Consider the following 14,440-nt stretch of genomic DNA (forward strand, 5'->3'; position numbering starts at 1 on the left):
TCAGTATCTTTCGATTCATTATATGAAAACAGCTATAGAAAGTGCCTATGTAATGGAAACATCGAATTTCATAATGTTTCCCTCTTTATAAACGAACAAATATTCGATAAGATAGAAGGATAATGAGGTGAATCGAATGTTTAGGAAGAAAAAGCTGACAGATATCATTGATTATTTAAAAGGGGACTCCCAATATATCGAACGAATAGTTCATTGGCATACGATGGAGGAAAAAGAAGCCAAAACCGATCCGATTCCTTCGGATATTCATCCATCCATAAAAGATACTTTGAGTAAACGGGGAATAAAAGAATTATATACCCATCAAACATCCGCCTATAGTATTGCATCACAAGGAAAAAGTTTTGTTGCCATCACTCCGACGGCATCAGGCAAGACTCTTTGCTACAATCTTCCTGTGCTGCAATCCATACTGGATTCAGATCAGTCAAGGGCATTATATATATTTCCTACAAAAGCTCTCGCCCAGGATCAAAAAAGTGAACTGAACGAGTTGATCCAGGAGTCGGGGCTGTCTATCAACAGCTATACATATGATGGTGATACGCCGGCGAATATCCGCCAAAAAGTAAGGAAAGCAGGGCATATTGTCATTACGAATCCTGATATGCTTCATTCTGCCATTTTACCGCATCATACGAAATGGGTATCCCTTTTTGAAAACCTGAAATATATCGTAATTGATGAACTGCATACCTACCGCGGGGTCTTTGGCAGCCATGTTGCAAATGTCATCCGAAGACTTAAAAGAATCTGTGCTTATTATGGCAGCAATCCACAGTTCATCTGCACTTCTGCTACCATAGCGAATCCATTGGAGCTGGCACAGGAGCTTACAGGAGAATCAATGGAGCTAGTCGATAACAATGGGGCCCCAAGCGGAAAGAAACACTTTGTTTTTTATAATCCGCCTATTGTGAATAAACCTTTGAATATTAGAAAGAGTGCAACACTTGAGGTGCGCAGTCTTGCAGGAGATTTATTAAAGAATAAAATTCAGACCATTGTTTTCGCCAGAAGCAGGGTGAGGGTTGAAATCATTCTTACGTATTTGAAAGAGCTTGTGAAGAATGAACTCGGTCCAAAATCGATACGGGGGTATCGAGGAGGGTATTTGCCCACTCAGAGAAGGGAAATTGAAAAAGGCCTGAGAAATGGAGAAATTTATGGTGTGGTGAGTACCAACGCATTGGAACTTGGCGTCGATATCGGGCAGCTTCAGGTCTGTATCATGACCGGGTATCCCGGAACGATTGCAAGTGCCTGGCAGCAGGCTGGAAGGGCAGGAAGAAGGCATGGGGAATCCTTGGTCATTATGGTCGCCAGTTCCACACCGCTCGATCAATATATCATCGAACATCCAGAATACTTTTTTAATCAATCGCCGGAAGTCGCGAGAATTAATCCGGACAATTTGATTATTTTAATTGATCATATTAAATGTGCAGCCTATGAGCTGCCTTTTAAAAGTGGAGATTTATTCGGAGGCACCGAAATTGATGAGGTTCTGGAATTCCTTGTCGAGGAGAGGATCTTGCATCAAAATGGCAGCAAATATCATTGGATGAATGATGCATTTCCTGCCCATAACATCAGTCTTCGTTCGGCTTCACAGGAAAATGTGATCATAATTGATTATAGCATCCCATCCCAAACAAAGGTTATCGGGGAAATGGATCGATTCAGTGCAATGACGCTGCTGCACGATGAAGCTATCTATTTGCATCAAGGAACTCAATTTCAAGTCGAGGAGTTGGATTGGGAAGAGAAAAAAGCATATGTGAAAGAAGTAGATGTTGACTACTTTACAGATGCTAATTTAGCTGTATCCCTTCAGGTGCTCGAAGCCGATGAACAAAAAGAATTCTCTGAAATAGAAATGGGCTATGGGGATGTATCCGTCAGAGCAATGGCAACCATTTTTAAAAAGATAAAGTTTGATACACATGAGAATATTGGTTCAGGACCTATTCATCTGCCGGAAGAGGAACTTCATACGAACTCTTGCTGGCTCTCAATCAAAAATGAGGAAAAACAGCGATCTTCAAAAGAAATCGAGCAGGGGCTTATCGGACTTGCTCATTCTATGAAAGCGATCATCCCACTTTTTGTCATGTGTGATCCTCAGGATTTTCAGGTTGTACCGCAAGTGAAGGCTGAACACAATGAACTTCCTACGATATTCATTTACGACCATTATCCAGGAGGTATTGGGCTAAGCAAAAAAGTATTTGAACAAGCTGATATGATTCTTCGTGAATGCAAGAAACTGATTAACGGCTGTCCATGTAATAATGGCTGCCCATCCTGCATCGGCACAGAAACTCTATCATCAAAAAAAGATGCACTTGAGCTTTTAAAACTGCTTGGTGCATGACGATTTTAAAAGAGGTGTGATAAATGTCCCTTAAAAATAAATTGAAACGGATGAAGCATCATATTGCAAAAGAGGACAAAGAAAATACACCCTCTGTGGAGGAAGTGAAAATAGCCAACGAGGGTGAAATCCCTTTTATGGATGAATGGAAAAAAGTGAATGTATCTCCATACTGCTTCGATGGAAGCTTTTGTCTGATTCGTGAAGTAAGATATCCATTGGAGACTGCACACGGAAAATATTCATTTAAAGAATTGTTGAAGGCTGTAGATCTTTGGAATGAGTTTGGTAAGGGGCATCCCCTATCTTCTTTTGGCCATGATGCGTCAGATTTATTCTTTTTTGATACAGAAACGACAGGACTCGGAGGAGGGGCTGGGAACACCATTTTCCTTTTGGGGTATGCCAGAGTGGAAGGAAAGGAACTAGTTTTAAAACAGCATATCCTCCCACAGCCAGGAGACGAAATCCCTCTATATCAAAGCTTTCTTGAAAAAGTGGATTATACAACACTTGTCACCTATAATGGGAAGGCATTTGACTGGCCGCAGGTTAAAACAAGGCATACATTGATAAGGGAACATGTTCCAAAGCTTCCCTCATTCGGCCATTTCGATTTATTCCATGCGTCCAGAAGGATGTGGAAGCACAAACTTGATAGAGTCAAATTAACGGATGTCGAAAAAGAAATCCTTGATTTTCACCGCGTCGATGATGTGCCGGGCTTTCTCGCCCCCATGATCTATTTCGATTTCGTAGAAAGAAAAGATCCGGAAGGGTTGATAAAAATCCTGATCCATAATGAAAAAGATATTTTATCCCTTGTATCCCTTTATGTCCATCTGTCATTTCAGATTTTAAATGCTGATCCTAAAAGGTCTGATCAAGAAGCTCTGAACGTCGGAAAATGGTTTGATTATGTGGGCAATAAAGAGGAAGCTTTTGTTTCATTAAAAGAAGCTTCTAAAAAGAAGGATCCTTCTGCTGGTGAAGCAAAATTTCACTTAGCCTTCTATTATAAAAGAGAAAAGGATTATCTAAAGGCACATGAGTTGTGGCTCGAAGCATCCAAGGAATGTGAGGGATGGATACAGCTGGAATCGATGATAGAATTAGCAAAAATAGAGGAACATCAATTTCGTCGTCTGAAACAGGCTCTTGAGTTTGCCTATATCGCTTTGGAAACAGCTTTGAAAAACAAGGAAAACAAAAAAGTGACTAACAAAAAAATCGAATCCCTGCAAAAAAGATTGGAACGCCTTAACCAAAAGATAAAAAAGAACGTTGAGGAATGAAAATCCAATTTTGTTAACAAAATTTAATGTTTGAAATGTTTCTTTAACGCCCAAACCTATTGTGCCAATTTGTCGAAACCTGTAAAATATTGAAATGTATTCAAGATTTAAGGATAGGGCTGATTTAAATTGTATCGAACAATCTTTTTTCTGTTTTTCGTTGTTGTTTTCATCATGGCATTTGTTCTCACCAACATGAGGGATAGTTTTTATACAATGCTGTAAAAATAGGTATTTGTATTAGTACATGTTCCCTTCCCTTTACATATTTTGTTAGTGTAAGAAATATAAAATAGGAAGGAGATATGACCATGTATTGCAGACCACCACATGTACTTCCTGCAGTTGTTCATCCTACAAAATGCTGCGTAAATCATACTTTTTCAACAGTGGAAGTACCGCATATTCATCCGTCACATACAACTAATGTAAACCATACAATGTACCAGCATAAACACTACTTCCCTCAAACACAATCTATGGTAAATCAAGTATCCAACCAACAATTTAATTGCTCAGGACCTGGCCCGGCACCAATGGGTCCTATGGGACAAATGGGCCCAATGGGACAACAGATGGGTCCTATGGGACAGCAAATGGGTCCTTACGGATACGGAAGATAATCAGAAACGGCTGCAAGGGCTAAATCGCTAGCCCTTGTTTTTTTATTATTTATTAAAGGAGCATCGATAATGATTCAAGTTCTTATGGTTACTGGATATAAACCTTTTGAGCTGGGAATATTTAATAATGATGACCCTGCTGTCAGAATCATAAAAAAAGCATTGAAAAAGGAAATCAAACGATTAGCAGAAGAGGGATTGGAATGGGTGCTGATTTCTGGCCAGCAGGGAGTGGAACTCTGGGCAGCTGAGATGGTTCTTGAATTAAAGGATGAAGACTATGATATACAGCTTGCGGTATTGACGCCATTTATTGATCAGCATTCCAAATGGAAGGAACCTCAGAAGGAATATTATGACCTGGTGACTTCACAAGCTGATTTTCTTGGTACCATTTCTAATCAACCTTATACAAGCCCGGATCAATTCAGAAATCGAGATCGAATTTTTTTACATAAGAGCGATGGACTTCTTGCATTATACGATCCTGAGAAAGAAGGATCGCCAAAATTCATTTTGGAATTAGCCGAAAAATATCAGGAAGTGCGGGATTTTCCAATTCGAACCATTGATTTTTATGAATTGCAAACGATAATAGAAGAAGAACAGTGGGAAAATCAGTGAAATGTTCACAAAATATACATCCAAGAAAATTGACAAAAACAGTAGTATTTGAAAAAATTAATAATAATGGGTAATGATAGGATGGTGTAATGCATGTTATCAGATAAAATTAAATTGACTGCAAAAGATATTTTAGAAAAAGAATTCAAACAAGCAATGAGAGGGTATAAGCCTGAAGATGTTGATAAGTTTCTTGATTTGGTCATAAAAGACTATGAGACTTTCCATCAAACAATTGAAGAGCTTCAACAGGAAAATATGCGCTTGAAGAAACAGGCAGATGATTCCACGCGACGCCAACCGCCAGTTCAACAGGCTGCAGGTACAACAAATTTTGATATCTTGAAGCGCCTTTCCAACCTGGAAAAGCATGTTTTTGGCAGCAAGCTGTACGATTGATCGAGAAAATTAAATTTCCAGTTGATTTAGCTCCGTGAATGGCCTATAATTGGTCATTGTATGAAGCGTTATTAACGTTCAGGTAATCGCTGCAGCTTTGCTGTAGAGGAAAGTCCATGCTCGCACAGTGCTGAGATGCCTGTAGTGTTCGTGCCTAGTGAATTCATAAGCTAGGGCAGCCCGGTAATTCTGGGTTGACGGCAGGGAAAACACCTAAGTCGCAAGATATGGTGTGACTACTTTGAAAGTGCCACAGTGACGGAGCCTTATGAGAAATCATAAGGGTGGAACGAGGTAAACCCCACGAGCGAGAAACCCAAATTATGGTAGGGGCACCTTCTTTGAGGAATCGAACAAAGAGAAGGACAAGTGCATTGCATTTGTAGATAGATGATTACCACCTAAGTACGAGACGATAGTCGCCTGCAGTACAAAGGTACAGAACATGGCTTACAGGACGTTGATAATGATACTTTTATTACGTAAGCTCTCCTTCTCATAAAGGAGAGCTTTTATCATATATAAGCTGAGGTTGACAATTGTTTGAAAATAGATCGGAAAAGGGTGAAAGTATGTCGAAATATTCTCTTATTGCGACAGCTGCAATGGGACTTGAATCCATAGTGGCCAATGAAGTAAAGAATTTAGGATATGACTGTACAGTCGAAAATGGAAAGATTACATACCAAGGGGACGAAACAGCCATTGCACGTTCTAATTTATGGCTAAGGACGGCAGACCGTGTAAAGATAAAGGTAGGGGAATTTAAAGCCTATTCTTTTGACGAGTTGTTTGAAAAGACTAATGCACTGAATTGGCAGGATTTCCTGCCCGTTGATGCAGAGTTTCCGGTTCAAGGAAAATCAGTGAAATCAAAACTATTCAGTGTCTCTGACTGTCAAGCAATTGTGAAGAAAGCAATTGCCGAAAAATTAAAAAGCCATTATAAACGAAATTCCTGGCTTGAAGAAACAGGCCCTTTATTTAAGATAGAAGTCTCTTTGCTGAAGGATACAGCTACGATCACGATAGACGCAAGCGGTGCCGGGTTGCACCGACGCGGCTACAGGACTGGCCAAGGGGAAGCGCCTATTAAAGAAACGCTTGCAGCAGCCATGATACAATTGACAAGCTGGACGCCGGATCGTCCGTTTGTTGATCCTTACTGTGGATCAGGCACCCTTCCTATCGAAGCTGCATTGATCGGTCAAAATATTGCCCCTGGCTTCAACAGGGAATTTATTTCGGAGCAATGGCCGTGGATTGCACAAAAGGTATGGGATGAGGCACGGATTGAGAGTGAAGATTTGGCTGAGTATGATCGTGAATTGGATATCATGGGTACTGATATCGACCACAGGATGATCAACATTTCAAAGGAAAATGCATTTGAAGCAGGATTAGGTGAAATCATTCAATTTAAACAGATGCAGGTAAAAGATTTCACGAGCGAGAAAAAATACGGGGTTATTGCAGGAAACCCTCCTTATGGCGAACGGATTGGAGATAAGCCTGAAGTTGAAAAGATGTATCGCGAAATGGGAGAGGCCTTCAAAAAGCTTGATACGTGGTCTATTTATATGCTGACATCGAATGAGAACTTCGAAGCGTGCTATGGGAAACCCGCAACCAAAAAAAGAAAACTCTTCAATGGATTCATCCGAACAGACTACTATCAATACTGGGGGCCAAGGCCGCCAAGAAAAAAAGAGCAAGAACATGGTCAGGCTGTGGAATAAATAATCCGTTTTGTACGTAAACTTCTTAAATAAAGAAACGCAGGTGCAACAAGCTCCTGCGTTTCTTTTGTGAAAACTTTCATATGGAAATTTCATTGATTCTCAGGTAAAGTAGAAATTATTGCTTATTGGTAATTGAATAATGAACGGAGGCACAAAATGAAGAAAACACTGCCATTCTCCCTATCCAAAACAGAATCTTTCTATGACCAATTGAATGATTGGATCGGAGATGTATTTTACGATGTTTTACCCGAAAAAGGGTTTGAAATAAGAGACGAACAGATTTATATGGCTTTTCAGCTTTTGAATGCCTATAAAAATAAACAAGTCATCTTTGCAGAAGCAGGGGTGGGAACAGGCAAAACACTTGTGTACTTATTGTATGCCTTTTGCTATGCAAGATATACAGGGAAACCGGCAATCATTGCATGTGCAGATGAAACATTGATTGAACAGCTGGTCAAAGAAGGCGGCGATATTCAAAAGCTTGAAAAAGCATTGGACTTGTCTATCGATGTGCGTCTGGCAAAATCCCGCGAACAATATTTATGTCTGAAAAAATTGAACGGTGTTTTAGAAAAGACTGATAACGACCACTTTGATGATGTGTTCGACCAGCTCCCAAAATTTGTCCACTCGCCTGGTTCCATGAACAAATTTGATGTGTACGGCGACCGCAAGGATTATTCGGCATTGTCAGATGAAGAATGGACACAAATCGGGTGGGATCCTCTTCAGGATTGTTTCTCCTGCGACTTGCGCCATAGATGCGGTCAGACATTGAATCGCGAATATTATCGTAAATCAGAGGACTTGATCATCTGCTCACATGATTTTTATATGGAACATGTGTGGACAAAAGAATCAAGAGTCCGGGAAGGACAACTTCCCTTACTGCCTGAGGCAAGCTCTATTATTTTTGATGAAGGGCATCTTTTGGAATTTGCCAGTCAAAAAGCGTTGACATACCGCATTACTTGGCAGACATTAAATGATTTATTGGAAAAATTGCTATCCAATGATGTAAGGGAAAAAACATTGAATATCATTGAAGATGTTCTGGCTTTGAATGATGAATGGTTCGATCTACTTAAGGAAAATCTCGTTCAGGTAGAAGGATCTGAACGCATGCAAGTGAATAAGGCTATGATTGTACTTAAACAGGCAACACGATTGAAAGACATGATTGACGATCTTTTGGAGGAATTGGTTTTAGATGCGGAGATGTATGTCATCAATGATTACGATCTGAAAATCGTTGAAGAATACTTGGATCAGATCGTCTATTCCCTAAAGCTGTTCATTGAAGATGATAAAGGGATTGTATGGTTTGAAGAGTCGCTTTCAGGAAGCACTCTTGTAATTATGCCAAGACTTGTCGAAGATATTTTAAGAGAGGAAGTATTCTCCCAAAAGCTGCCGTTTATCTTTTCTTCTGCAACACTTTCAAATAACAAAGACTTCACTTATATAAGCAAAAGCTTGGGAATCGATACTTTCTCATCACTTTCAGTGGAGTCCCCATTCGACTACGAAGAGAATATGAAAGTGGAGTTTATTGCGGCAAATGGTTTTGAGGACCGTATAAAAGAAACCATTTCCTCTATTAAACATTCAAATGGAAAAACGCTTGTCCTATTTAATTCAAAATCTGAACTTGAGACCTTCAAGGAGAAAATTAAAAACCTTGAGGACATCCATTATCCGGTTCTTTTTGAAGGGGACAAGGAAATCAGTACGCTTGTTCAAGAATTCCAATCAGTTGAAGAAAGCTTCCTATGCTCTTATCATTTATGGGAAGGACTGGATATCCCTGGTTCATCCTTATCAAACGTCGTTCTGTTTTCATTGCCATTCCCGCCAAAGGATCCTGTCTTCGAGGCAAAGCGAAAAGGAGCGGAAGATGCGTTCGGGGAAGTAGATCTCCCATACATGCTTCTGCGTTTCAGGCAGGGAATAGGAAGACTGATCAGAACCTCAGAGGATTCAGGCTCAATTTCAGTATTGATGAGCCCTGAAGAGCTGGAAACCTACGCAGAAAACCTGCAGTCAGTGCTGCCGGTGGCCCCACAAACAACAACTGTTTAATTTGAATGAACCTCCATTTTCAGGAGGTTCTTTTTTTGGCATTTTATCCTGTACATTGCATATTTTTCCTTTTTTCAGAAAAGTATGATATCATGAATAGGGATTTATTCAATTGTTAGGGGGAAATACAATGACAACAGCGATTGCTGGCTTAGAAAAAGACTTTTTAGACTACGTAAAAAAAATGCAAGCTTATAATGAAGCAATCAGTTTAATGTATTGGGACTTAAGGACAGGTGCTCCCAAAAAAGGAGTCGAACAGCGTTCAGAAGTAATCGGGATGCTTTCATCTGAAGCATTTGCCATGTCAGTATCTGAAGAAATGGCTGCATACATAGCAAAATTATCACCACAGGAAAATGAATTGAATGAAGTGACTAAAAAAACATTACATGAAATCAAATCGGATTATGACCGCAATAAAAAAATTCCGGCTGCCGAATTCCAAGAATATATTGTTTTATGCTCTAAAGCAGAGAGTGTATGGGAGAAGGCGAAAGAGGAAGCTGATTTTGAGCTTTTCCGCCCGTATCTGGAAAAACTAGTGGAATTCAATAAAAAATTCATTGGCTACTGGGGATATAAAGGGAACAAATACAACACTTTATTGGACCTTTATGAACCGGGCATCACCGTAGAAGTCCTTGATGAAGTTTTCAGCGAGCTTCGCAGCGAGATCGTCCCATTGGTACACAAGATTTCTGAGTCTGATCATAAACCTGAAACTGCATATCTTTCTGAACATTTCCCTAAAGAGAAGCAAAAAGAATTCAGTTTGAAAATCCTTGAAAAAATGGGCTATGACTTCGAATCAGGAAGACTGGACGAGACCGTGCATCCGTTCATGATCGGTTTGAACCCGGGAGATGTACGGGTGACCACTAAGTATGATGAAAATGATTGGAGAAACGCTGTATTTGGCACAATCCATGAAGGTGGCCACGCACTATATGAACAGAATATTTCTAATGAACTTGTAGGGACGCCGTTATGTACGGGGACTTCAACAGGCATCCACGAATCCCAGTCTCTGTTTTATGAGAATTTTGTAGGCAGGAATAAATCTTTTTGGGCTCAGAATTATGAGTTATTGAAAACCTACTCCAATGGACAATTTGATGACGTTCCACTTGATGAATTTTACAGGGCAATCAATGAATCTAAGCCTTCCCTTATTAGAATTGAAGCAGACGAATTGACTTATCCACTTCATGTCATGATCCGTTATGAGATTGAAAAAGCTCTGATCAATGATGAAATTGAAGTCAAGGACCTGCCTGAGATTTGGAATGACAAATATGAACAATACCTCGGTATCCGACCATCAAATGATGGGGAAGGCGTTTTACAGGATGTCCATTGGTCAGGAGGAAGCTTCGGCTATTTCCCTTCTTATGCCCTTGGTTATATGTATGCAGCCCAATTGAAGCATAAAATGGATGAAAGTTTACCGGAATTCGATGAACTTATGGAAAAAGGCGATTTAGAGCCTATCAAAAACTGGATGACAGAGCATGTGCATCGGTTTGGGAAAACGAAAAAACCGCTTGAAATTCTCAAAGATGCTACAGGAGAAGGATTGAATGCATCATATTTGATCAACTACCTGAAACAGAAATATGATGAAATCTATAAACTATCTTAAATAATGAGAAGAAAGAGGGGCAGAAGCTTCTCTTTTTTCTTTTGTCATGATTGCCTTTGGAACGGGCGGCAGCAAATCACAATAAACTAATGGAAGGATGGTAAGGAGAGGGAGAAATATGGAAAAGTATTATTGTGACAGGTGCCGGACACTTTCTGAGACAGAAGGCATTTGCAAAAACTGTGGAAGTTATGGACAGAAAAAGATTTTCATAGAAGTACAGGATGGTAAAAAGAGAACGACTGAGGCAGATTCATAGTAGTCCACAAAACTCTATGCTAAGATTAGAAAGAAATTTCTGAAAGCAAGGAGTGGATTTAATGTATTTGCCGTCTTTTCGTATTGATGGAAAAACAGCCTTGGTAACTGGTGCTGGAAGAGGGATTGGGAAGGCAATTGCCATCGGGCTTGCTGAAGCTGGGGCGGATGTAGCTCTTTTATCCCGAACCCTTGAGGACCTGGAATCCACGGCGGATGCCATTCGAAGCCTTGGAAAAAAAGCATATGTACTTCCCACAGACGTAACATCCAGGGTTGAAGTAAAGAGCGCCGTAGAACAGGTTGTGCAAGAAGCAGGAAGAATTGATATCCTCATCAATAATGCAGGTATGAATATCCGGTCTAATGCACTTTCTGTAACGGATGATGAATGGCAGAAGATAATGGATACGAATTTAAAATCCGCATTCATGGTATCTCAGGAAGCCGGAAAAATCATGAAAGAACAGAAAGATGGAAAAATCATTACAATTGCTTCTGTAGCAGGGACTGTGGCTTTAAGGACCGGGGTGGTATATGCTGCAACAAAAGCAGCCTTGATTCAGATGACAAAGGTCCTCGCCTTTGAATGGGGCAGCGATAACATCAATGTCAATGCCATCGGTCCTTGGTATTTCAAGACTCCATTGACTGAGAAGCTTCTTCAGGATCCTGATTATGTAAATGATATTCTTGCAGTCACTCCATTAAAGAGGATAGGGGAGCTGGAAGAATTGGTTGGACCTGCAGTCTTTCTTGCCTCAGATGCAGGCAAATACATAACTGGCCAAACAATATTCGTCGACGGTGGAATGACCATAAATGGTTTTTAAAAAAGAACGAAAGGTACCGTTAAGGGTTCCTTTCGTTCTTTTTTTCTATATAACAAGGCTGGACTTAGCATTTATATATTTTGATCGACCATTAGAATAATTGTGAGCTCCCCTACTTCTTGAAGTAATATTGGAAGCCGGAATGCTTTATCAAAACCTGAAACCTTGGAGTTTCCTGACATGACCGTTGGAGGTGTTATGTCCATTGAAAAACCATCTTGAAAGACTTGAGTCGATAAATGGCCGGCTATCATATTACCTAGTTCACCGGAAAACGATTCAAGCATTTCTCCTTCAAGAGGCATTCCAAACATGGCTGAACCTATTTGAGCAAAAACATGTTCCTGGCCGTCAATCATGATCCTTCCTCTTATATCTCCTGTCATCCCAATTAATACTGCAATACTATCATGATAATAAGCATTTGAAATCATTGATGGCTTTGAGATCTGCAACGGTATTGGGATGACCGATTTGATTGAATGGATCGTACAATTCAGGACATCTGTAACTGCTTTTGTAATAGTCATGTCGAAACCCCCGGTATTTTGTCTAAAAATATAATACCATAGAATGATGGAAAATAGGGTAAAAATTTCCCATTAATCTGAAAACTTTCCGGAAAAGATAGCACGAAAATCCCCTGTCTAAAGACCTGTTGAATACTCAAGTTAAATAAGGAAAACCTATCCTTAACTTATGAGTAAGGAGGCGGACTTTTATGCCAAAGGTCGTTTCAGTGGAAGTTGGGCTGCCTGCACATGTTATCGATCAAAAGGACGCGAAAAGTTTTATAGGATCTTTATTTTCTAAAACGAATCTGAATGTGAACCGGCTATTAAACGTATTCATAAATGGAGAAATTGAAACGCGCTATTTTGTAAAGGATCTGAAATGGTTTGCAGAAAACCATCGTTTTTCAGAGAAAAATGATTTTTTCATTAAGGAAGCTGTACGGCTGGGGGCAGAAGCTATCCAAAAATGCCTGTCTTCAGAAGAATTTCTGGCGGAAGCAGTTCCGTATGATGAGATTGATGCCATATATACGATTTGTACAACCGGATTGTCGACACCCAGCATCGAAGCGAGAATCATGAATGTTCTTCCCTTCTCTCCACATACAAAAAGAATACCTATTTGGGGATTGGGATGTGCAGGGGGGGCAGCTGGACTATCCAGGGCATTTGAATATTGTTTGGCATATCCAAATGCAAAAGTATTGGTCTTGAGCATTGAACTTTGCAGTCTGACATTTCAGCATAATGACCACTCGAAAAGCAACTTGGTCGGAACGTCCCTTTTTGCAGATGGTGTGGCCTGCGCATTAGTGTGCGGGGATGAAAGCAGCGTATCCCCAAAAAGAAAGAGACCTTTACCTTCCATTGTAAAGACTCGTTCCACACTAATGAAAGATTCCTTGGATGTAATGGGATGGGACATTGAAGATGATGGCCTCCATGTGGTCTTTTCAAAAGACATCCCATCGATAGTGACCAACTGGCTCCGTCCAAATGTATTGGAATTTTTGAAAGAAAATCGTATGGAAATGAAGGATATATTTCATTTCATTGCACATCCCGGTGGGAAAAAAGTACTTCAAGCTTATCAAGCGTCATTGGGTTTTGAAGACTCCATGCTTGATATCCCTTTGAATATTTTAAAGAAATATGGAAATATGTCTTCGGCCACGATTTTATATGTATTGAGAGAATTCCTTTTGAAGGAGATCGCAGCAGGGGAAGTCGGTTTGGCAGCAGCACTCGGACCGGGCTTCAGTTCAGAATTGCTGTTAATGAGGTGGGAATGATGACATTTTTTTTAGTGTTTTTTATCTTTTTAATTTTTCAAAGGCTTACTGAGCTTTTGCTGGCGAAGAAAAATGAGAGAAGAATGAAAGAACTAGGTGCTTTAGAATTTGGTAAACTCCATTATTACTTTATGACAGGAATGCATAGCTTGTTTTTTGCTGCTCTTTTTGCAGAGGTGATGATATCCAGAAGGGGAATGAATTCATTATGGGTCCTCCTTTTTACAGGATTTTTGTTGGCTCAAGCGGCAAGGGTTTGGGTGATATCTTCCTTGGGACAGTTTTGGAATACAAAAATCATTATCCTGCCAGAGGCAAAACTGACTACTAAAGGACCATATAAGTTTATCAAGCATCCTAACTATCTTATCGTAACGTTAGAGCTCTTGATTATACCTTTCATGTTCAATGCATATCTGACAATGATTATTTTCGCCATTTTGAATGCCGTGATATTGTCCATCAGGATCCCCTTGGAGGAGCGGGCGCTCATTCTTGTGGATGACCATGTAGAGGGTCATCTTCATAAAAACCGGTTTTTCCCGAAACTTTCAAAATGAATTTCCATTGAAAATGATTATCACTTATGTTACGATTTAATTGAACTTGAAAATCAATCTCATTTAAAGTTGGAAGGCTGGTGAACGGAATGAATTGGCTATTTGCCGCTTCTACCCTTATCATATATGGATTCGTACTGGCTTATGTATTAAAGAACATCCTGAAAG

General features: G+C 40.0%; 13 protein-coding genes and 1 other RNA gene. 13 read left to right on the plus strand and 1 reads right to left on the minus strand.

Going from position 1 to position 14,440, the window contains the following annotated elements:
• The first annotated feature begins 136 nt into the window (after positions 1-136).
• The 11 genes from DFR59_RS09300 (at position 137) to DFR59_RS09345 (ending at position 11,905) form a co-directional block, all read left to right on the plus strand.
• Positions 137-2,398, plus strand: coding sequence for a DEAD/DEAH box helicase (locus DFR59_RS09300; protein WP_114745356.1), 2,262 nt, complete (start codon positions 137-139; stop codon positions 2,396-2,398).
• Between the two features lie 23 nt (positions 2,399-2,421).
• Entirely contained in the window at positions 2,422-3,693 is a 1,272-nt protein-coding gene (locus tag DFR59_RS09305) for a ribonuclease H-like domain-containing protein (protein ID WP_114745357.1), read from the plus strand.
• A 129-nt stretch (positions 3,694-3,822) separates the two neighbouring features.
• Positions 3,823-3,918, plus strand: coding sequence for a hypothetical protein (locus tag DFR59_RS20400; RefSeq protein ID WP_245948428.1), 96 nt, complete (start codon positions 3,823-3,825; stop codon positions 3,916-3,918).
• Positions 3,919-4,004: 86 nt separating this feature from the next.
• Positions 4,005-4,316, plus strand: a complete 312-nt coding sequence (locus DFR59_RS09310; RefSeq protein ID WP_114745358.1) for a spore coat protein — start codon at positions 4,005-4,007, stop codon at positions 4,314-4,316.
• Between the two features lie 72 nt (positions 4,317-4,388).
• Entirely contained in the window at positions 4,389-4,940 is a 552-nt protein-coding gene (locus tag DFR59_RS09315; RefSeq protein ID WP_211318545.1) for an SLOG family protein, read from the plus strand.
• A gap of 93 nt (positions 4,941-5,033) precedes the next feature.
• On the plus strand, positions 5,034-5,339 hold the full coding sequence (gpsB, locus tag DFR59_RS09320) for a cell division regulator GpsB (protein ID WP_114745360.1): 306 nt from the start codon (positions 5,034-5,036) through the stop codon (positions 5,337-5,339).
• Positions 5,340-5,413: 74 nt separating this feature from the next.
• Positions 5,414-5,797: RNase P RNA component class B (rnpB, locus tag DFR59_RS09325), an RNA gene on the plus strand.
• A gap of 114 nt (positions 5,798-5,911) precedes the next feature.
• Entirely contained in the window at positions 5,912-7,078 is a 1,167-nt protein-coding gene (locus DFR59_RS09330; protein ID WP_114745361.1) for a THUMP domain-containing class I SAM-dependent RNA methyltransferase, read from the plus strand.
• A gap of 159 nt (positions 7,079-7,237) precedes the next feature.
• On the plus strand, positions 7,238-9,169 hold the full coding sequence (locus DFR59_RS09335; RefSeq protein ID WP_114745362.1) for an ATP-dependent DNA helicase: 1,932 nt from the start codon (positions 7,238-7,240) through the stop codon (positions 9,167-9,169).
• A gap of 130 nt (positions 9,170-9,299) precedes the next feature.
• Entirely contained in the window at positions 9,300-10,814 is a 1,515-nt protein-coding gene (locus tag DFR59_RS09340; RefSeq protein WP_114745363.1) for a carboxypeptidase M32, read from the plus strand.
• Between the two features lie 320 nt (positions 10,815-11,134).
• Positions 11,135-11,905 (plus strand): SDR family NAD(P)-dependent oxidoreductase, encoded by a 771-nt coding sequence (locus DFR59_RS09345; protein ID WP_114745364.1) that lies wholly within the window; start codon positions 11,135-11,137, stop codon positions 11,903-11,905.
• A gap of 71 nt (positions 11,906-11,976) precedes the next feature.
• Here the strand turns inward: DFR59_RS09345 and DFR59_RS09350 are convergent, their stop codons facing one another.
• Entirely contained in the window at positions 11,977-12,435 is a 459-nt protein-coding gene (locus DFR59_RS09350) for a chemotaxis protein CheX (RefSeq protein ID WP_114745365.1), read from the minus strand.
• Between the two features lie 191 nt (positions 12,436-12,626).
• Here DFR59_RS09350 and DFR59_RS09355 point away from each other — a divergent pair, with 191 nt between their 5' ends.
• Together DFR59_RS09355 and DFR59_RS09360 are read left to right on the plus strand one after the other, a co-directional pair.
• Entirely contained in the window at positions 12,627-13,712 is a 1,086-nt protein-coding gene (locus DFR59_RS09355) for a type III polyketide synthase (protein WP_114745366.1), read from the plus strand.
• Positions 13,712-14,272 (plus strand): isoprenylcysteine carboxyl methyltransferase family protein, encoded by a 561-nt coding sequence (locus DFR59_RS09360; RefSeq protein ID WP_245948429.1) that lies wholly within the window; start codon positions 13,712-13,714, stop codon positions 14,270-14,272. Before DFR59_RS09355 ends, DFR59_RS09360 begins: the two co-directional genes overlap by 1 nt.
• Positions 14,273-14,440: the final 168 nt, after the last annotated feature.

Origin of the sequence: Falsibacillus pallidus (assembly GCF_003350505.1) — a bacterium.
Classification (GTDB): Bacteria; Bacillota; Bacilli; order Bacillales; family DSM-25281; genus Falsibacillus; species Falsibacillus pallidus.